Source organism: Aquabacterium sp. (genome assembly GCF_016195855.1).
Taxonomy (GTDB): domain Bacteria; phylum Pseudomonadota; class Gammaproteobacteria; order Burkholderiales; family Burkholderiaceae_C; genus Aquabacterium.
Map to the genome: position 1 here is coordinate 1 of NZ_JACPYU010000020.1, position 19425 is coordinate 19425.

The 19425-nt window shown below is 63.4% G+C and carries 18 protein-coding genes and 1 tRNA gene; 7 read left to right on the plus strand and 12 right to left on the minus strand.

The features are described from left to right. Positions 1-226 precede the first annotated feature (226 nt). Positions 227-1126 (minus strand): metal-dependent hydrolase, encoded by a 900-nt coding sequence (locus HY019_RS16850; RefSeq protein ID WP_290694445.1) that lies wholly within the window; start codon positions 1124-1126, stop codon positions 227-229. A gap of 221 nt (positions 1127-1347) precedes the next feature. On the opposite strand from HY019_RS16850, the gene HY019_RS16855 reads away from it, so the two are divergent. Continuing rightward, positions 1348-2436: a GGDEF domain-containing protein gene (locus HY019_RS16855; protein ID WP_290694447.1), complete on the plus strand. Its 1089-nt coding sequence runs from the start codon at positions 1348-1350 to the stop codon at positions 2434-2436. Positions 2437-2447: 11 nt separating this feature from the next. Here HY019_RS16855 and alaS read toward each other — a convergent pair whose 3' ends face one another. Then, entirely contained in the window at positions 2448-5159 is a 2712-nt protein-coding gene (gene alaS / locus HY019_RS16860; RefSeq protein WP_290694449.1) for an alanine--tRNA ligase, read from the minus strand. Positions 5160-5383: 224 nt separating this feature from the next. On the opposite strand from alaS, the gene HY019_RS16865 reads away from it, so the two are divergent. Next, the gene (locus HY019_RS16865; protein WP_290694451.1) at positions 5384-6871 is read left to right on the plus strand and encodes an NAD-dependent succinate-semialdehyde dehydrogenase; all 1488 of its coding nucleotides are present in this window, start codon (positions 5384-5386) and stop codon (positions 6869-6871) included. 30 nt (positions 6872-6901) lie between these two features. On the opposite strand, the gene HY019_RS16870 is transcribed toward HY019_RS16865, so the two are convergent. Then, positions 6902-7477, minus strand: a complete 576-nt coding sequence (locus HY019_RS16870) for a hypothetical protein (RefSeq protein WP_290694453.1) — start codon at positions 7475-7477, stop codon at positions 6902-6904. 115 nt (positions 7478-7592) lie between these two features. Here HY019_RS16870 and HY019_RS16875 point away from each other — a divergent pair, with 115 nt between their 5' ends. Both HY019_RS16875 and HY019_RS16880 read left to right on the plus strand, forming a co-directional pair. After that, positions 7593-8831, plus strand: a complete 1239-nt coding sequence (locus HY019_RS16875) for a hypothetical protein (protein WP_290694455.1) — start codon at positions 7593-7595, stop codon at positions 8829-8831. 30 nt (positions 8832-8861) lie between these two features. Continuing rightward, the gene (locus HY019_RS16880; RefSeq protein WP_290694457.1) at positions 8862-10190 is read left to right on the plus strand and encodes a pectin acetylesterase-family hydrolase; all 1329 of its coding nucleotides are present in this window, start codon (positions 8862-8864) and stop codon (positions 10188-10190) included. Positions 10191-10266: 76 nt separating this feature from the next. On the opposite strand, the gene HY019_RS16885 is transcribed toward HY019_RS16880, so the two are convergent. Further along, positions 10267-10340: transfer RNA gene (locus HY019_RS16885), tRNA-Gly, on the minus strand. A gap of 53 nt (positions 10341-10393) precedes the next feature. Continuing rightward, positions 10394-11167 (minus strand): hypothetical protein, encoded by a 774-nt coding sequence (locus HY019_RS16890; protein WP_290694459.1) that lies wholly within the window; start codon positions 11165-11167, stop codon positions 10394-10396. A 275-nt stretch (positions 11168-11442) separates the two neighbouring features. On the opposite strand from HY019_RS16890, the gene trmB reads away from it, so the two are divergent. Beyond that, positions 11443-12180: a tRNA (guanosine(46)-N7)-methyltransferase TrmB gene (trmB, locus tag HY019_RS16895; RefSeq protein ID WP_290694461.1), complete on the plus strand. Its 738-nt coding sequence runs from the start codon at positions 11443-11445 to the stop codon at positions 12178-12180. A gap of 67 nt (positions 12181-12247) precedes the next feature. Here trmB and HY019_RS16900 read toward each other — a convergent pair whose 3' ends face one another. Genes HY019_RS16900 through HY019_RS16920 form a run of 5 tightly spaced genes read right to left on the minus strand, consistent with a single transcriptional unit; the run spans position 12248 to position 16055 of the window. Further along, on the minus strand, positions 12248-13069 hold the full coding sequence (locus HY019_RS16900; protein WP_290694463.1) for a peptidylprolyl isomerase: 822 nt from the start codon (positions 13067-13069) through the stop codon (positions 12248-12250). A gap of 29 nt (positions 13070-13098) precedes the next feature. Next, complete coding sequence (locus HY019_RS16905; protein WP_290694465.1) at positions 13099-13374, minus strand: BolA family protein; 276 nt, start codon at positions 13372-13374, stop codon at positions 13099-13101. 26 nt (positions 13375-13400) lie between these two features. After that, complete coding sequence (locus tag HY019_RS16910; protein WP_290694672.1) at positions 13401-14036, minus strand: septation protein A; 636 nt, start codon at positions 14034-14036, stop codon at positions 13401-13403. A gap of 40 nt (positions 14037-14076) precedes the next feature. Then, complete coding sequence (gene msrB, locus HY019_RS16915) at positions 14077-14481, minus strand: peptide-methionine (R)-S-oxide reductase MsrB (RefSeq protein ID WP_290694467.1); 405 nt, start codon at positions 14479-14481, stop codon at positions 14077-14079. Then, positions 14478-16055 (minus strand): protein adenylyltransferase SelO, encoded by a 1578-nt coding sequence (locus HY019_RS16920; protein WP_290694469.1) that lies wholly within the window; start codon positions 16053-16055, stop codon positions 14478-14480. Before HY019_RS16920 ends, msrB begins: the two co-directional genes overlap by 4 nt. 108 nt (positions 16056-16163) lie before the next feature. On the opposite strand from HY019_RS16920, the gene HY019_RS16925 reads away from it, so the two are divergent. Continuing rightward, on the plus strand, positions 16164-17006 hold the full coding sequence (locus HY019_RS16925; protein WP_290694471.1) for an undecaprenyl-diphosphate phosphatase: 843 nt from the start codon (positions 16164-16166) through the stop codon (positions 17004-17006). 39 nt (positions 17007-17045) lie between these two features. Continuing rightward, entirely contained in the window at positions 17046-17879 is an 834-nt protein-coding gene (locus HY019_RS16930; RefSeq protein WP_290694473.1) for a ferritin-like domain-containing protein, read from the plus strand. Between the two features lie 5 nt (positions 17880-17884). Here HY019_RS16930 and xerD read toward each other — a convergent pair whose 3' ends face one another. After that, entirely contained in the window at positions 17885-18790 is a 906-nt protein-coding gene (xerD, locus tag HY019_RS16935; protein ID WP_290694475.1) for a site-specific tyrosine recombinase XerD, read from the minus strand. Beyond that, the gene (locus HY019_RS16940) at positions 18780-19418 is read right to left on the minus strand and encodes a chalcone isomerase family protein (protein WP_290694477.1); all 639 of its coding nucleotides are present in this window, start codon (positions 19416-19418) and stop codon (positions 18780-18782) included. The genes xerD and HY019_RS16940 overlap by 11 nt, the downstream gene beginning before the upstream one ends. Positions 19419-19425 lie beyond the last annotated feature (7 nt).

Sequence of the window (19425 nt, forward strand, 5' to 3'; positions counted from 1 at the left end):
AGAGGATTTGCCTCAACGCAGGCCCTCGTCATTCTGGCTCGCAAGCTTCTGAGAGTCGCATGGGCAATCTGGCGCAGTGGAAAAACCTTTGATGCAAGCCAGATGGGCGTACAAAACGCTTGCGTCAAAACATAGAACCTCGGTGTTTTTACCAGGTTTTTGAGGCTTCAGGACAAAAGCAAAAAGGCCTCCGAAGAGGCCTTTGACTACCAGGGCAGAGGGGCGATCAGGAAGACAGCGCCAGATCGTGACGCATCTGCTCGCTGGCCTTGACCGGGTCCTTGGAGCCGTTGAAAGCGGCCAGCCACTCTTCGTAGCCATGCTGCTCGGTTTCCTGCCAGGGGTGGTAGCCAGGCTTGTAGTAAGTCCAGTAGTGCTTGGCCATGGGTTGCAGCAGGCCACCCGGTTTGAACAGCCACCAAGTGCCCTTGGCCATCAGCTTGGCGCGCTGCCAGGCGTTGAAGCCGTCATGGATCAGCAGTTGGCGCTGGATCGTGAAGATGGTGATGGGGAACATGACCGAGGCGTGCACCAGACCCCAGACGCGCATCCAGTAGCCGACCTTGGCGTAGTCTTCCATCACGTCATAGGCCACACCCTTGTGCTCGACCTCTTCAATGGCATGCCAGGCGTACATGGCGCGCACGCGGTGGTCGGCTTCCTTCATCACGTCACGCTTGTCGAACAGGCTGTGGGCAATGATGGAGGTGAAGTGCTCCAGGGCCGAGGTGATCGACAAGGTGTACTCGCGGCTGTACTTCTTGCGGTAGTCCACGTTGAGCATCTTGTCGACGTACTTGGTCAGCTTGTCGACGTCCACGCCCTGACGGCGCAGGCGGTCGTTGTCCTGACGGTGCACCAGCGTGTGCTGGGCTTCCTGGCGGTTGAAGCCCTGGATGTCTTCCAGCAATTTGGGGTCGCTGATGCGGTCGCGGAAATCGCGCACGCAGGTCATGAAAAACTTCTCACCGGGCGGGAAGATCACGGACAGCGCGTCCCAGAAGCGGCTCTTGTAGGCGTCGCCGCCGAACCAGTACTTGGGCACATCACCATCCAGACCAAAGTCCAGCTTCTCGCGGGGAATGATGGGATGCACGGCATCGTGTTTTGTGTTGTTGGCGCTCATGTTCATCACCTTCAGATCGGTTCTTCGGTGTCGCTAATTTAGCCTCGCATACCCTCATGCGCACAGGATTGGGGATGACAGCAAGGGTGTCGACGCGACAAACGCACACTTTCGTGCGTGAACGCAAGGACGCATTTGCGCACTACATCACAAATCGCCGCGCTCAAGTCGGTCTTGCCACATTCCGATATCCAGGGATGGCATATGCAAAGAGTCCCAGCGTGGCCCTGTCCTCACCCACCATCGGCGCCCCCCAACCGGCCTGGCACGGCATCGACGCCATGCAGGCGGATGCGTTTCGTGCCTTGCTGCAAGGTGTGGCGATCACCTGCGGGCTGACGCACCTGGCCTTTTGCGCCCTGTTCTTCTGGGCGGATGTATCAGCACTGGCGTATGTGAGCGTGGCCAGCATGCTGAGCTTCGCTTGCGTCTTTCAACTGGCGCGCCGTGAGCGGGTGGCCGAGGCCTGGACGGTGACGGTGCTGAGCGTGCTGGCGCATGCCGTGCTCGCGGTGGCCGTGATCGGTTGGGACACCGGCTTTCACTACTACATCCTGCTGATGATTCCGGCAGCGGTGATCAGCTCCATCCGCCCTGTTGTGCTCAAGGCCGGCACGGTGCTGGGCCTGATGCTGACTTACCTGAGCCTGGACATCGCCTTGCGCCACCGCGCACCAGCCAATGTCCTGTTGGATTTTGTGGTGGAAGGCCTGCATTACTTCAATGTGATCGGCATCATGGTCATGCTGATCTCGTTTGCAGGCTATTACTACTACCTGCTCGAAAAGACCGCCGCCGCGCTGCGCGAGATGTCGCAGACGGATGCGCTGACCCAGCTCAAGAACCGCCGCGCCATCACCGAGGCCATCCGCCGCGAGGAAAGCCGCATGCGCCGCGGGCAACACCCACTCTCTTTCGTGCTGTGCGACCTGGACCACTTCAAGGCGGTCAATGAATCGGCCGGGCATGAGGCGGGCAACACGGTGCTCAAGGCCGTCAGCCGGACGCTGGAGAGCTGCATGCGGGATGTGGACTTCGTCGCCCGCTGGGGTGGCGAAGAGTTTCTGGCCGTCTTGCCCGACACCAATGAAGATGGCGCCCGGCTGGTGGCCGAGCGCATTCGCCGCAAGATCGAGGAACAGCTGATCGAGGCCAACGGGGCCAAGCCCATCAGGATCACGATGACCCTGGGCGTGGCCACGATCGCGCCCGGGGAGGACGCCGAGCAAGCCATCGTGCGCGCCGATGAGGCGCTGTACGAGGGCAAGGCGGGCGGCCGCAACCGGGTGGTCAGCGCCGCCGCCGCTTGATCAAAGACTGATCAGAGCTTCTCTGCCACCCAGGCCTGCACGCTGGCCAGGGCCTTGGGCAGGCCTGCCGCGTCGGTGCCACCGGCCATGGCCATGTCAGGCTTGCCGCCACCCTTGCCGCCCACTTGCTGGGCCACAAAGTTGACCAGCTCGCCGGCCTTGACCTTGCCCACGCTGTCAGCGGTCACGCCGGCAGCGATCTGGACCTTGCCGCCCTCCACCGCGGCCAGCACGATGGCGGCGGTCTTGAGCTTGTCCTTGAGCTTGTCCATGGTGTTGCGCAGCGTGGCGGCGTCCGCGCCTTCGAGTTGCGCGGCCAGCACCTTGATGCCCTTGATCTCGATGGCTTGCGCCATGAGCTCGTCACCCTGGCTGGAGGCCAGCTTGCCCTTGAGCGCGGCGATTTCCTTTTCCAGCGCACGGATCTGGTCCATGGCGGCGGCCACGCGGGCTGGCACCTCGTGCGGGGTCGCCTTGATCAGGGCGGCCACACCGTTGAGCGTGGTTTCCAGGTTCTGGGTGTAGGCCAGCGCATTGGCACCCGTGATGGCCTCGACGCGGCGCACGCCAGCGGCCACACCACCTTCGGCCACGATCTTGAACAGGCCGATGTCACCGGTGCGCTTGACGTGGGTGCCGCCGCACAGTTCCTTGGAGGAGCCGATGCTCAGCACGCGCACGGTCTCGCCGTACTTCTCGCCGAACAGCATCATGGCGCCGCTCTTCTGGGCGTCATCCAGGGCCATGACCTGGGCTTGCGCCTCGGCGTTGGCCAGGATCTCGGCGTTGACCAGCTCTTCCACTTCGCGGATCTGCTCGTCCGTCATCGGCGCGTTGTGGGCGAAGTCGAAACGGGTGCGGTCAGCTGTGACCTGCGAGCCCTTTTGCTGCACGTGGTCGCCCAGCACTTCGCGCAGGGCCTTGTGCATCAGGTGGGTGGCGCTGTGGTTGCGCACGGTCCTGGCGCGCACGTCGGCATCCACCTTGGCATTGAGCTTGTCACCCACCTTGATGGCGCCTTCGACCACGCGGCCGTGGTGGCCGAACACATCGGCCTGGATCTTCTGCGTGTCTTCCACGATGAAGCGGCTCGTGGCGTTGCGCAGGTCACCGCTGTCGCCACACTGGCCGCCGGACTCGGCATAGAACGGGGTGTGGTCCAGCACGATGACGGCGTCGTCACCGGCCTTGGCCTCGGCCACCGAGGCGCCGTCCACGTAGATGGCCGTCACGTTGGCGGCGTCCACCGTCAGGTGCTCGTAGCCGTGGAAGCCCGTGGCCACGCCCTTGTATTCCAGGCCGGCAGCCATCTTGAACTTGCCGGCGGCACGGGCCTGCTCGCGCTGGCGGGCCATGGCGGCGTCAAAGCCAGCCTGGTCCACGGTCACGTCGCGCTCGCGGCAGACGTCGGCGGTCAGGTCAACCGGGAAGCCGTAGGTGTCGTGCAGCTTGAAGGCGGTTTCACCATCGACCTGCTTGGTGCCCGACGTTGCGACGGTCTCCAGTGCACCTTCGAGGATTTCCATGCCGTTGGCGATGGTCTGGAAGAAGCGCTCTTCTTCGGTCTTGAGGACGTCGGTGATGCGTTTTTCGTTGGCGCGCAACTCGGAGTAGGCCTCGCCCATCTGCTCGACCAGCGCGTGCACCAGCTTGTGGAAGAAGGGGGTGCGGGCGCCCAGCTTGTAGCCGTGGCGGATGGCGCGGCGGGTGATGCGGCGCAGCACGTAGCCGCGGCCTTCGTTGCTGGGGATGACGCCGTCTGCGACCGTGAACGAGCAGGCGCGGATGTGGTCGGCGATCACCTTCAGGCTGGGGCTGGACGCTGGCAAGCGAGCCTCGATTTCATCCGCCGCCTTATCCGTGGCTTGAAGAAGCGTTTCCCCGGGTTTAGCAAAACCCACCTGCACCGGGAATGCATTGAGCACTTCCCGTCGCGCCCCCGCCAGCAGCGCCTGGAACAAATCGATCTCGTAGTTGCTGTGCTTGCCTTGCAGCACGGTGGCAATGCGCTCCAGGCCCATGCCGGTGTCCACCGAGGGCTTGGGCAGCGGGTGCATCACGCCGTCTTCCGTGCGGTTGAACTGCATGAAGACGTTGTTCCAGATCTCGATGTAGCGGTCGCCGTCTTCGTCAGGGCTGCCGGGAGGGCCGCCGGCGATATCGGGGCCGTGGTCGTAGAAGATCTCGGTGCAGGGGCCGCAGGGGCCGGTGTCGCCCATCATCCAGAAGTTGTCGGACATGTAGCGGCCGCCCTTGTTGTCGCCGATGCGCACAATGCGCTCGGCGGGCACGCCCACCACCTTGTTCCAGATCTCGTAAGCCTCGTCGTCCTCGGAGTAGACGGTGACCCACAGCTTTTCCTTGGGCAGCTTGAACTGCACGGTCAGCAACTCCCAGGCGTAGCTGATAGCGTCGTGCTTGAAGTAGTCACCGAACGAGAAGTTGCCCAGCATCTCGAAGAAGGTGTGGTGGCGCGCGGTGTAGCCGACGTTGTCCAGGTCGTTGTGCTTGCCGCCGGCGCGAATGCACTTTTGCGAGGTGGTGGCGCGGCTGTAGGGGCGCTTGTCAAAGCCCAGGAACACATCCTTGAACTGGTTCATACCCGCATTGGTGAACAGCAGGGTCGGGTCGTCGCCCGGCACAACGGGGCTGGACGCCACGATGGTGTGGCCCTTGGACTGGAAGTACTCCAGGAAGGTCTTGCGGATATCAGCGGCTTTCATGAGGGCTTTCTGCTTGTCGCTCGAATCGGATGTCGGGCAGCCTGAGTCTGGCGGCTGCAAATGACAGTCATCTGGCATTGCGCGCACACGAACAGGCGGAACCTGCGATTATAGGTTTGAGGCGCCCTATCATGGCGGATCAAACCAGACCCGTTTCAGACTCGGCTGCAGCGGGTTGCCCCGTGCTGACATCGGGGCGCACAGAAGATTCGAGGACAGACAAGATGAGCAACACCACTTCGCCGCTGGCATCCCTGCAAGACCCTTCCCTGCTCAAGACCCAGGCCCTGATCGACGGCCAATGGGTGGATGGGCCTGCCCGCTTTGCCGTGACCGACCCGGCCACCGGCGCCAAGCTGGCCGAGGTGCCCAACCTGGGCGCGGCAGAAACCGATGCGGCCATCGCCGCCGCCAACCGCGCCTGGCCCGCCTGGCGTGCCCTGACGGCCAAGGCCCGCGCCGCCATCATGATGAAGTGGTTCCACCTGTTGAACCAGCACGCCGACGACCTGGCCCGCATCATGACGGCCGAGCAAGGCAAGCCGCTGGCCGAAGCCAAGGGCGAAGTCGGTTACGGCGCCAGCTTCATCGAGTGGTTCGCCGAAGAGGCCCGCCGCGTGTACGGCGAAACCGTGCCCAGCACCGACCCGAGCAAGCGCTTCATCGTGATCCGCCAGGCCATCGGGGTGTGCGCGGCCATTACGCCCTGGAACTTCCCCATTGCCATGATCACCCGCAAGGTGGCCCCTGCCCTGGCAGCCGGCTGCCCGGTGGTGATCAAGCCAGCCGAAGCCACGCCGTTGTCGGCCCTGGCCGTGGCCGAGCTGGCCCAGCGCGCCGGCATGCCCCCGGGTGTGCTCAACATCATCACGGCCGACGCGGCGCAGTCCATCGCGGTGGGCAAGGCCTTGTGCGCCAGCGACACGGTGCGCCACCTGTCCTTCACGGGCTCGACCGAAGTCGGCCGCATCCTGATGCAGCAGTGCGCCCCCACGGTCAAGAAGCTGGGGCTGGAGCTGGGTGGCAATGCGCCCTTCATCGTCTTCAATGATGCCGACCTGGATGCCGCCGTGGAAGGCGCCATGATCAGCAAATACCGCAATGCCGGCCAGACCTGCGTGTGCGCCAACCGCCTGTACGCCCAGTCCGGCATCTACGACGCCTTTGTGGCCAAGCTGGCCGAGCGCGTCAAGCAGATGAAGGTGGGCAATGGCTTCGATGCTGGCGTGACCCAGGGCCCGCTGATCGAGGCGGAAGCGCTGGCCAAGGTCGAGACGCTGGTGGCCGATGCCCTGGCCAAGGGCGCCAAGGTGGTGACCGGTGGCGCGCGCGTGGACATCCCCGGCGGCCACTTTTACCAGCCAACCGTGCTGTCCCATGTGTCGGCCGACATGCGCATGGCCCGCGAAGAGATCTTCGGCCCGGTGGCGCCGGTGTTCAAGTTCGAGACCGAGGCCGAGGCGATCGCGCTGGCCAACAACACCGAGTTCGGTCTGGCCAGCTACTTCTACAGCCGCGACGTGGGCCGCATTTTCCGGGTCAGCGAAGGGCTGGAATACGGCATGGTGGGCGTCAACACGGGCTTGATCTCGACCTGCGAAGTGCCGTTTGGCGGGGTCAAACAGTCTGGCCTGGGCCGCGAAGGCGCCAAGCAAGGCATGGATGACTACCTGGAGACCAAGTACATCTGCCTGGGCGGGCTGGACCAGTAAACCGGCCACGCAGCGCGAGCCAGCCAGTGCTCACCGGGGCTCGCCTTTCAGGACCATCCTGAACATCGCTTTTTGCTGCGAGAGTGACAGCACGGGCCCGCTTGCGCGGATCTGATCGAGCAAGAGCGCGTCCACCAGCACCAGCACCATGGGCGCCACGCCCGCAGGGTCGGCCACGCCAGCCCGGCTCAAGGCGGCCTCCGTGGCCAGCAGGAAGTGCTGGCGTTGCTGCGTGACGATGGCCGCCAGCTCCGGGTCTCGCGAAGCCATCATGAACAGCTCGAAACGGGCCACCAACCGCGCCCGTTTTGAAGGCGACAGCCAGTCCGCCACGCGCTCGGCCAGCAGGTCGATGAAGTCATCCGCACGCCACTCGGCCTGCGCCATCCGGTGCGCGTCCGCCTGCAGATCCGCCATGTCCAGGGCGGCATGGCGCAGCAACGCCAGGGTCAGCAACTCCTGCCTGGTGCGGCAATAAAACGAGGTCGAGCCCGCAGGCAGGCCCGCCTCTGCATCCACGGCCCGATGTGTCAGGCCTTTGGAACCCGCGCTCGCCAACAAGGCAATGGCGGCATCGGCAATCACGGTCTTGCGGTCTCTTTCCATCCAGCACTTCCACTCAGGGGCGTTTCACCAAGGGTTTACGACGTTGTTAGGCAAACTCTACAAACGTAGAGTGCATCCATTCTCTACACAAGTAGAGCAGCAAAAGGAGTCCGACGTGTTGACCCCCCATCGTTTTTTCATCTTAGCCCGCCCATGGGCCACGGCCGCCCGTTGCCTGCTGGCCAGCGCCGCGGCCAGCCTGTTTCAGCCCGCTTATCTTGCCCAAGGCTTGCCAGGCGAGGCGCAGGCCCAGACAAGCAGTGCCTATGCGCAATTCACCATCAAGGCCGTTCGCCCTGAGGCCTTCAGCTGGTTCTGGGACAACATCGACGAGGCCCAGTTCGTGGCCGCCAACAGCGAGAACAAGTCCTTTTGCTGGACACAAGTGCCCTCGACACCACAGGATCTGGGCTATTCCGCTGGCGCGCAGTACCGCTCGGTTGAAACCTTTGGCGGCGCCACGCACACGGTGGACGTGACCTACCTGGCCCCGGACACCGTGCGCGGCCGGGTCGCCTCTGACAACTTCCTGGGTGCCAAGCCTTACAGCTTCATCGCCCAGAACGTGTCGGTCGATGGCAAGCCGCCCTTCACCGTGCTGATCCAGTACAACCCGGTTGGCAGCACCTTTGCCGACAGCCTGTTCACGATCCAGGCCACGATGGCGGCCAACCCGGTCCTGGCGCAGGCCTATGTGGCCCACGTGCGCAAGACCTTGACGGGGCTGCAACCCACCTTGATGGACGCGCTCAACACCCGCTACTTCAACGCCGTGCTCAAGAAGCGCGGCTACTACAGCGCCGGCCCGATCGACAAGAACCTGAACATCAAGCTCACCATCGTGCAGGAGATCAAGGGCATCGACTCGCAGATGCTCGCCTGGTGGTGGGACCACATCGGCGACACCGCCCGCTACCGCCTGTGGCAGCCCATCGACCACGTGGCGTTCGAATGGACCATTCCGCCCAACAGCCCTGATCTGCAGTACGACGTGGGCGCCGTGCAGAAGGCCAAGGAATACATCGGCAAGAACACCATGACGCTCAACATCACGGGCGCCGACCCCAAGGCCATCGCCCCACCCGTTGACATCACCGACCCCGCCTACTTCTATGCCCGCACCGACCTGACACTGCTGGCCGGCATCCTGCCCAGCAACGCGCTGGTGCACCAATGGCGGCCCAACGCCAGTGGCGACGGCGTGATCCTGACCAGCACCTTCGTCAACACCGCCCTGGCGCTGATCATCAACCCTACCTTCTCTGACGACCTGGGCTCGCACGCGCTGCGGGAGTTCCAGATGCTGCCTTACTTCCTGCCCCGCCTGTACCGGCGCGAGTTCCTCCATCAGTAAGCCCCGCCGCACACGTCGGAGACGCACAACATGACATCGCTTTTCAAACAAACCCGGACATGGGGCACGTGGATCGCCCTCACCTGCCTGCCCGTGCTGGGCCAGGCCGCCAACTACTTCAAGTGGGACATGGTGGAGCTGCCGGTCAGCAGCGGCGCCAGCTGCGGCAATGGCTCGCCCTACCGCTTCTTCGTCAACCGCACGCCATTCACCAGCAAGACCATTGTGATCTTCGAAGGGGGCGGGGCTTGTTATGGCCAGAACGCCTGCCAGTACAAGGACGGCTTCCTGGGCGCCATCAACCCCAACGGCATCCCGACTGACTACATGACCAATCTGGTGCCCAGCCTGCCCAACACGGCGGGCACCACCATCGGCGTCTTCAACTCGGCCTTGCTGGGCAACATCACCCCATTTGCCGCGCGCCTCAACCCCACCAAGGTGCAGACGCAAAGCTGGAACATGGTCTACGTGCCCTATTGCACCGGTGACGTCTACACGGGCAACAAGGTGGCGGTTTACAACGACGCCGACCCCGCGCACCCTTTGAGTTACTTCCACCGTGGCGACGTGAACACACAGTTCGTCGCGGGCTGGCTGAAAGGCAACATGCCGCGGCCCACCAGATTGCTGGTTGCCGGCTTCTCAGCCGGGGCTGTGGGTGCCACCGCGCAGTACCCGGTCATCCGCAACGCGCTGAACCCGGCCAGGTCCGCCTTGCTGGCCGATTCCGGGCCCCTGTTCGATGCCCCGCGCGACGCCTCCCCCACCGTGGCGCCATCGGTACCGCTGTACAACAAGGTTCGCCAGGCCTGGGGCCTCGACAGCCCGGACGGCGTGGTCCAGCGCCTGCTCAAGCAGTACCCAGGCGCGGGGGGCGATGTCAACAACCTGGGCTCGCTCAACACCGCGCTGGCCCGCGTCTTCCCGCAGGACCGCATTGGCTTCACCCTGACCCAGTCGGACAAGCTGTTCTCGGCTTTCGCGTACGACAACTTCTTCCCCGAGATCAAGGCGGGCGCAACCATCCAGCAACGTGACGCCTTGCGCGTGCACAAGTGGCGCCAGGAGATCGGGCCCTGGCTGGATGCCATGCGCCCCTACCCGAACATCGGTTACTACATCCCCTACTCGCGGGACAGCGTGCTCAAGTCGCACACGACCACGATGCTCACCTTCAACAACACGGAGATCCCCGAGGCGGGTTTTGACAGCATCAACAGCTTTGTCGACAACCTGATCGACGGCACGGGCGCCACCACCAGAGCGTTCGAGCAATCGCACACGCTGCGCCAGCCTCTGGCCGATGCGGTGTCGGAGTACCTGGCTAACCTGATCTTCAGCGCTGTGGGCTTGTGAACAGCGCACCGGGCCTCGCCGGCAGGCCCGGCGACCCAAATGAAAAAGGCCAGTCACTGACTGGCCTTTTCGCATCTGGAGCGGGTGATGGGAATCGAACCCACGTTATTTGCTTGGGAAGCAAGAGTCCTACCATTGAACGACACCCGCGATGGCTGGGCAGTTTACCCCAAGCCACGCGCGTGCTTTTCAGGCTGTCGTTTTCAGGCCTTCATCTTGCGGCGCGCCACCAGGGCGATCCCACACAGCCCCAGGCCCAGCATCGCAGCGGGAGGCGCTTCCGGCACGGCAGCCGTGTAAGGCGTGGCATTGATCGGCGAGCGCAGCGCACCATTGATGTCGATCGTGATGGTGCCGAAGTCCAGGGTCTTGAGCGGTGTGGCCAAGGCCTTGCTCAGGTTCAAGCCCGAGGTAAACGAGGCCAGTGCCGTGTCAGTGAACATCAGGTTGCTCAATTGCTGATGCATATTGAGCGTCAACCCGTTGAGCCCGATTTTCAAATCCGTGGCCGTGAACGAATACAGGGATGTATTTTTGGTCGTGACACCGTTGGCAGTAATATCAGCCAGGACCAGATCTTTTGAGTAATCGATCACGAAATTGGCCAATACCACTGACTTGGAGCCACGGGTAATGGCCAAGGCCGAGCCCGTCGCATCGCCCCAGTTTGGTGAAACCAGGGGAGAGAACGGCGGCAGGCCCAGCGACACGTCCACCTTGGTCACAGGCAGATTGAAGGCAGGCAACAGGTCGCCCGTTGCCGACGTGGTCGATGCGGCAGCGCTCGCGTTACCCAACGCCGACATGCTGGTGCTGGCAGCCGACATCGCGTCCAGCGCATCCTGAGAAAGCGCAAAGACCGAATTGGCCTGCAGGAAGGTGGTGTCCAGCGTCAAGGCGTTGGCCGAGGCGGACATGGCCAGGGTGGTCACGGCGGCGAGGCCGGCGGCCTTAAAGGAATATTTGAAGATGTTCACGAGAATAACTCCTCGAAATGCGTGTCTGTTGGATCAATCATGCATCGATTCCCCTTGAACAGGGTGCATCCATACCTAGCGAAGACCCCCATCAATTGCAATAAAAAGCAACGCTCGTGAAATACGCACAGGGCCAAATCAATCTATATACAGGGGTATGGGGCAATATGAAAAATATGCAAACGTGCATAAATCACAAAGCCACCCCGCGCCAGCGAGGCTGAAGACTTCAGGCACACTCTCGGCCTTGACTTGTTTTCGAACCTGATTTGCGCATGTCCAGCAGCGACCCCACCCCCACTCCAGAAGACACGGCCATCGACGCCACCGAGGCAGGCCCGGCACACCCCCGCTCCATCCGCAGTTATGTGATGCGCGCCGGCCGCACCACCGAAGGACAGGCGCGCGCGCTGGCTGAACTGGGGCCCCGCTTTGTGCTGCCCTACGCCGAGCAGCCACTGGACTTGGCCGCCACCTTCGGCCGGCAAGCGCCTGTCGTGCTGGAGATCGGTTTCGGCATGGGTGATGCCACGGCCAAGATCGCGCAGGCCTTGCCCGACACCGACTTCATCGGCTGCGAAGTGCACGAGCCTGGCGTTGGGGCCCTGCTCAAGCACATCGGTGAGATGAACCTGGGCAACTTGCGCCTGATCCGCCATGACGCGGTTGAAGTGCTGGAACACATGATCGCGCCAAACTCGCTGGCCGGCGTGCACATCTTTTTCCCCGACCCTTGGCACAAGAAGAAACACAACAAGCGCCGCCTCATCCAGGCCCCACTGGTGGCCAAGCTCTTAACCCGCCTGGCACCTGGCGGTTACCTGCACTGCGCCACCGATTGGGAGCCCTATGCCCAGCAGATGCTGGAAGTACTCGGCGCCAACCCCGATCTGGCCAACACGGCATCAGGCTACGCTGAAAAGCCCGCCTACCGGCCGCTGACCAAGTTCGAGAACCGTGGCCTGCGCCTGGGCCATGGCGTGTGGGACCTGGTTTTTCGCAAGAAGGCCTGAACGCCGCGAGGCATGAAAAAAGCCTGCACATGTGTGCAGGCTTTCTTCTTGGGCGAAACCGCCGAGATCAGTTGCCGAACTTGTAGTCCGTCTTGGCCTTGGCCTTCAGGTCCTCGCGGAACTTGGCCAGCTTGGCCTGGTTCTGGCGCTGGATGATCTGGCCCTTGACCTCGTCGAAGCCGGGGAACTGCGTGGAGCGCACGTCTTCCAGCTTGATGATGTGGTAGCCGAACTGCGACTTGACCGGGGTGTCGGTCATCTGGCCCTTGTCCAGCTTGGTCAGGGCTTGAGAGAACTCAGGCACGTAGTTGCCGGGGTTGGCCCAGTCCAGATCGCCACCGTTTTCGGCAGAGCCCGGATCCTTGGAGTTCTTCTTGGCCAGGTCTTCGAACTTGGCGCCGGCCTTGATCTGCGCGATCAGGGCCTTGGCATCTTCTTCCTTCTCGACCAGGATGTGGCGAGCGCGGTATTCCTTGTCACCGTTGGCGGCCTTGATCTTGTCGTACTCAGCCTTGGCTTCGGCCTCGGTCGTGGGGCTCTTCTTTTCGAAGTCCTGGAACAGCGCGCGGATCAGGATGGACTGACGCGCAAACTCCATCTGGGTCTTGTAGTCGGCAGAGCCCTGCAGACCACGACGCTCGGCTTCCTGCAGGAAGATTTCGCGCAGCACGATTTCGTCCTTGACCTTCTGCTCGAGCTCAGGCGTCTTGGGCGTGGCGGGCTGGCCAGGCTGCTGTTGCTTGAGGATCTGTTCGAGCATGGCGTCCACGCGTGCCTTGGGCACGGCCTTGCCATTGACGGTTGCGATGTTTTGCGCGAACGCCAGCGGAGCGGCCAGCGAGAGCGACACGGCCAGCATGGCAGCCTTGGCGATACGAGAAGTCTTCATGATGAGCAGATAAAGCTTTTAAGAATGATTCAGACGGGCTCGGCTTTGATGACCAGAGCGTGAACGCCCTGAGCAATCAAATCGCGCAGGGCATCATACACAAGCCGATGACGCTGAACATGTGACAAACCGTTGAAGCAACGAGCCCGGACATGCACCGAGAAGTGCGTGCCTGAGCCCGTGCCATTGGCGCCTGCATGCCCCGCGTGCTGAGCGCTGTCATCCGTCACTGTGCAGGCTTCGGGTTGCAAAGCCTTGCACAGCGCGGCTTCCAGCTGACTGGCGGTGATGGACGCACTGCTCATGATGGAGCCCTTTCGTGACAATAAGTTCAGTCTGATTCGCCGGCCTTCTCGGGCACCATGTGGCGCCCCAGATACAAGCCCTGCGCCAGGGTAAATCCCAAGGTCAGGCCCAGGCTGCCCCACATCTTGAAGTTCACCCAGGTGTCCAGCGGGAAGTTGAAGGCCACCCACAGATTGAGCACCCCCATGCCGACAAAGAACAGCACCCAGGCCCAGCCCAGCTTGCGCCACACGGCGTCAGGTGCATCGATCTGGCCACCCATCATCTGCGCCAGCATCTTGCGGCCCAGCACGATCTCGGTGACAAAGAAGCCGCCGGCCATCAGCCAGTAAATGACGGTGGGCTTCCATTTGATGAAGGTCTCATCGTGGAACCACAAGGTCAGGCCACCCAGCACCACCACGATCACCAGGCCCGCCCAGAGCATCTTGTCCACAGGCTTGCGCAGCGCCTTGAGCACCACGATCTGCAGCAGGGTCATCACGATGACCACCACGGTGGCCAGCAGCACGGGCGCCTCGGTCGTGCCCACGGTGCCACCCGATACCGCAAAGCCCAGGTACTGGGTCATCCACTGCGCGGCTTGTGCCTTGTGCCCTTCTGCCCATTTGAAGCTGGCAAAGAACAGGATGATGGGCAGCAGGTCGAAAAAGATCTTCATGACGATGGCGACCCACATGCGGGGCCGCGAGTTACCGCGATCAAGCGTCGCGCGGCACGAAGTCTAGCGCGGCAGAGTTGATGCAGAAGCGCTCACCTGTGGGTTGGGGGCCGTCATCAAAGACATGACCAAGGTGCGCGCCACAGTTCTGGCAACGCACTTCGACGCGGACCATGCCGTGGCTGTGGTCCATGACCCGCTCGACGATGCCGTCCTGGGCAGGCTGGTAGTAGCTGGGCCAGCCACAACCCGCATCGAACTTGGTCTCGGACTCGAACAGCTTGGCGCCGCAGCAGATGCACTTGTAGGCCCCGTTCTCGAAATGATCCCAATAGCGACCGGTGAAGGCGCGCTCGGTGGCGGCCTGCCGCGTGACCCGGTAATCCATGGGATCGAGTTGCTCACGCCACTCGGCATCTGACTTCTTGACTTTGTAGTCGCTCATGATGAACAGGACACCTCAATGGCCTGGGCCCATTCGGGCGGGAAACCTGCGTCGGCCTCTGCACCGGGCTGCTCGTCGAACGGCCGCTGCAGAAGCTGATGCAGGCGCTGGACCTCACTGTAGTCGCCCTTTTGCGCACGCTGGATGGCCACTTCAGCCATGTGGTTGCGCAAGACGTAGACCGGGTTGACGCGGCGCATGCGCTGCGCACGCTCGGCGTCCACGCTGCATTCGGCTTTCAACCTTGCCGCATAAAGCTGGGCCCAGGCATCAAAAGCGGCGCGGTCCAGGAACAGGTCCCGCACCGGCGCGTTGGCCGCATGGTCTGGCGGCAGCTCGGCACGGTAATCGCACAGGCGGCGGAAGGTGATGGTGAAGTCTGCCTTGCCTGCGGCCATGGCTTGCAGCAGCGCCAAGGCCAGTTCGCCATCGCTGTCCTGCTCGGCCTGCAAGCCCAGCTTGGCACGCCAGCGGGCACGCATGGCCTTCGGGAAACGTTGCTCGTAGGTCTGCAGCACATCGATCACGACCTGGGCATCGTCCTTGGCCTCAGGGATCAGGGGCAACAAGGCCTGGGCCAGGGCACGCAGGTTCCAGTAGCCGATCTGCGGCTGGTTACTCCAGGCGTAACGCCCATGGTCATCCGAGTGATTGCAGATGTGGTTGGGGTCGAAGGCATCAAGGAAGCCAAAGGGCCCGTAGTCGATGGTCAGGCCCAGGATGGACATGTTGTCCGTGTTCATCACCCCGTGGCAAAAACCCACGGACTGCCAATGGGCCATCAGCTCGGCTGTGCGCGCCACCACGGCATCCAGCAAGGCCAGCGCCCGTTGGGGCGCATCCGCCAGCTGGGGGTAATGGTGTGTCACGACAAAATCCACCAAGGCCTGCAAGGCGTCATGGTGCCCCGGCTCCCCGCTGTAGGCGAAATGCTCGAAGTGCCCGAAACGAATGAAGCTGGGGGCCACACGGGCCACCACTGCCGCGGTTTCAACCGTCTCGCGGCGCACGGGTTGAGGGGAGGCCACCAGGCTCAAGGCCCGCGTGGTGGGGACGCCCAGCCCATGCATGGCCTCGCTGCACAGGTACTCGCGGATGGACGAGCGCAGCACCGCCCGGCCGTCCGCCCGCCTGGAATAGGGCGTGGCGCCCGCGCCCTTGAGCTGGATCTCCTGGGGCCCGATGGGCGAATCGAGCTCACCCAGCAGCAAGGCGCGGCCATCGCCCAGCTGCCCTGCCCACACACCGAACTGATGCCCGCTGTAAACCGAGGTGAACGGCGCCATGCCTGGCCAGATCCCGTTGCCACTGAACACCGTCAGGGCTGCAGGGGCTTCACCCCGTTCGTCGCCAAGATGCCAATGCGCAGGCCAACCCATGTCGCTGGCCAGGCCCTGGTTCACGGCCACCCAGCGCGGCATGGGCAAGGGATCGCCCTGCCAGTTGACACCCAGCGGGGTCTGCCACCGGGCCTGGGTTTGCTCACTCAATTGCACGAAGCGATTGAGCCACTTGCCAGGCTCGGGCGACCAGGCAAAGTTCTGTAAAGGAGAGGTATTCAAAGCAGCAGACATGTGGTGCAGTTTAGACAAGCCCCCCTGTCCCTGGGGAGCGCTCGGCTAATGCCCTACGCCTGGCTGTCCTAAGATGCCGCACCAATTGGCTCTAGCGGGAAGTCGAACGTGGATATCGTGCTGTTCATGAAGTCTGCCCTGATGGGCATTGTGGAAGGGCTCACCGAGTTCCTGCCGATCTCCAGTACCGGCCACCTGATCCTGGCTGACTCCCTGCTTGACTTCGCGCGCAGCACGGGCGCGGACAAGGCCAAGGTCTTCGAGATCGCGATCCAGACGGGCGCCATCTTCGCCGTGATCCTGGTCTACCTGCAACGCGTCAAGGACACGGTCTCGGGCCTGTTCTCTGACCCCAAGGCCCAAGGTTTTGCCCTGAATGTGCTCGTCGGCTTCTTGCCCGCGGTGGTCATGGGCCTGGCGGTCGGCAAGGCCATCAAGGCCCATTTCTTCACCGCCACCGTCGTGGCCACGACCTTCATCCTAGGGGGCGTGATCATCCTGATTGCGGAGCGCTTTGCCGCCCAGCGCCCTCAACAGCGCGTCGAAACGGTTGACGACATGAGCCTGATGGACGCCCTGAAGGTGGGCGTGATCCAGTGCCTGGCCTTGATCCCCGGCACCAGCCGCTCCGGCGCCACCATCATCGGCGGCATGCTCATGGGCCTGTCGCGCAAAGCAGCCACCGACTTCAGCTTCTTCCTGGGCATCCCGACCTTGATTGGCGCGGGCGTCTACAGCCTCTACAAGGACCGCGCCCTGTTGTCCGTGGACGACCTCCCGCTGTTCAGCGTGGGCCTGGTCTTCGCATTTGTGTCTGCATGGCTGTGTGTGCGCTGGCTGATCCGTTATGTCTCCAGCCACGACTTCGTGCCCTTTGCGTGGTACCGCATTGCCTTTGGCATCTTCATCCTCGTCTCGGCCAACATGGGTTGGGTGACCTGGGCGGAGTAACTGGGCTGAGCAAGGTGCGGGGCGGCGCACAATAAGCGCATGAGCCTCAGAGACCAAGCCTTGCAGATCCTGCTGATCTGCGACCCGCACGACAAAGCCCTGGCTGCACGGGCAGCCCATCAGCTTGCGCAAGAAGCCACGGGAAAGGCGGCGGTGCCCGCACTGAGCGAAGCCGATCGGCAGGCGCAACTGGCGCTGACCGCCGAGCAGGCCGCGATCATGCCTGGCCGCCCTGCCCGCCCCTTGCTGGTCTCCGCCACACAGGTCCCCTCACGCTCACCCTTCACGCTGGAAGGCCGCGCCGCCCTGCTGCATGCCATCTGCCACATCGAGTTCAATGCCATCAACCTGGCGCTGGATGCGGTCTGGCGCTTTGCGGGCATGCCCACGGCGTTCTACATGGACTGGCTGCAGGTGGCGGCCGAAGAAGCCCTGCACTTCAATCTGCTGCGCGAACACCTGCAATCGCTGGGCCATGACTACGGCGACTTCGATGCACACGACGGGCTCTGGGCCATGTGCGACAAAACCAAGGACGACATCCTGGCCCGCATGGCCCTGGTGCCGCGCACCCTGGAAGCACGCGGGCTGGATGCCACCCCGCTCATTCAGGACAAGCTGACCCGCGCTGGTGACCACCGCGCCGTCGAGATCCTGGACATCATCCTGCGGGACGAGGTGGGGCATGTGGCCATCGGCAACCGCTGGTTTCACCACCTGTGCCAGGAGCGCGGCGAAGACGCCGTTGCGCTCTACCCCCAGCTGGTTCAACGATACGAAGCCCCCCGGCTGCGCCCGCCCTTCAACGAAGCCGCACGCAGGGCCGCCGGCTTCACGACAGAAGAACTGGCTTTTCTGCTCGGGGCAGGCTGAGCGGCTCAGCCGCGTGGATGGTGCCGCGCATGCAACTGCCGCAGGCGCTCACGCGCCACATGGGTGTAGACCTGCGTGGTCGAGATGTCCGCGTGCCCCAGCAGCATCTGCACCACGCGCAAATCGGCACCGTGGTTGAGCAGGTGTGTGGCAAAAGCGTGCCGCAAGGTGTGCGGTGACAGCGGCTGGGTGATGCCCGCCAGCACAGCGTATTTCTTGATGAGCTTCCAGAACATCTGCCGGGTCATGGGGCCACCACGCCCGGTGACGAACAAGGCCTCACTGACCTGGCTGCCCAGGATCATCTGCCTGCCCTTGTCCAGGTAGCGCTGCAGCCACTCGCCGGCCTCGGCGCCAAAGGGCACCAGGCGCTCCTTGCTGCCCTTGCCCAGGATGCGCAGCACTCCTTCATTCAGGCCGACATGGACCGACTTCAGCTCGACCAGTTCGCTGACGCGCAAGCCGCTGGCGTAGAGCAATTCCAGCATCGCCCGGTCCCGCAGGCCCAGGGATTCATGGATGTCGGGGGCGGCCAGCAAGGCCTCGACCTGGTGTTCGCTCAGGGTGCCCGGCAGGCGCATGCGTTGTCGGGGTGCGTCCATGCGCACGGTGGGATCAGATGCACACAGCCCTTCACGCAGGGCCCAGCGGTAAAAGCGCCGGAACACACTCAGGCGCCGCCCTGCCGACGAAGGCCGCGAGCCCTCGTGACGCGCGGCGGCGTAAGCCTGCAGATCGGCCTCACTCGCATGAACCAGCGTGCGCCCGGAGGCTTGTTCACCCAGCCAGGCGCTGAGCCCCTGTAGATCACGCCTGTAAGCCGCCAGGGTGTTGGCGCTCAAGCCATCTTCCAGCCAGATGGCGTCGACAAAACGGTCCAGATGCGGATCCGAGCCGAGATCAATAGCCACCACGCAGCAGGCCTTCCTTCATGCGGCGGTCCACCGGGTGCTCGCCCACAAAAATCTTGAGCACGCAGCGATAAAGGTCATCCCCGGAGACGGGCAGACCGATCACCTTGTCATTGAGCCGCAGGCTGACCCCTTTGTCAGGAATGAAGTCGAGGTCCAGCGTATCACCTGGCTTGAGGTCTCCCACGCTGTCGATGAGGGTGCCCAGCCCGGTGAGGCGCTCGCCCAGCTTGGCGCGCACGGCCTCGGATTCATGGTCCTCGATGCGGCCCACCAGCGAGCGGGTCAATTCGTGGCTGGGCGCATTGAGCATGATCTTGAGCCTGATGCGCTTGGGCCCCGGCATGGCCAGGATCTGGGCCGCATCCTTGCTCGGCGCAGACAGGTACAAGCCAGCAACGAAGGCCTTGATCCACGCCACGCCACGCAAGCCCAGGCCGTTGAGGCGCAAGTTGCGGTCAGCCAGGTTCACGGTGCCCTCAAAGCGCTGCCCCTCCAGGGTTGGGGCACGGGCCTCATTGGCTGCGCCAGCTGGCATCGGCAGCCCAAGGCCCGCGGTGAGCCCCAGCGACAACGCCACCACGCCAAGCCGGCGAGCCGAGCGCCTGATCCAGTTCACAGAAGACATGAACACC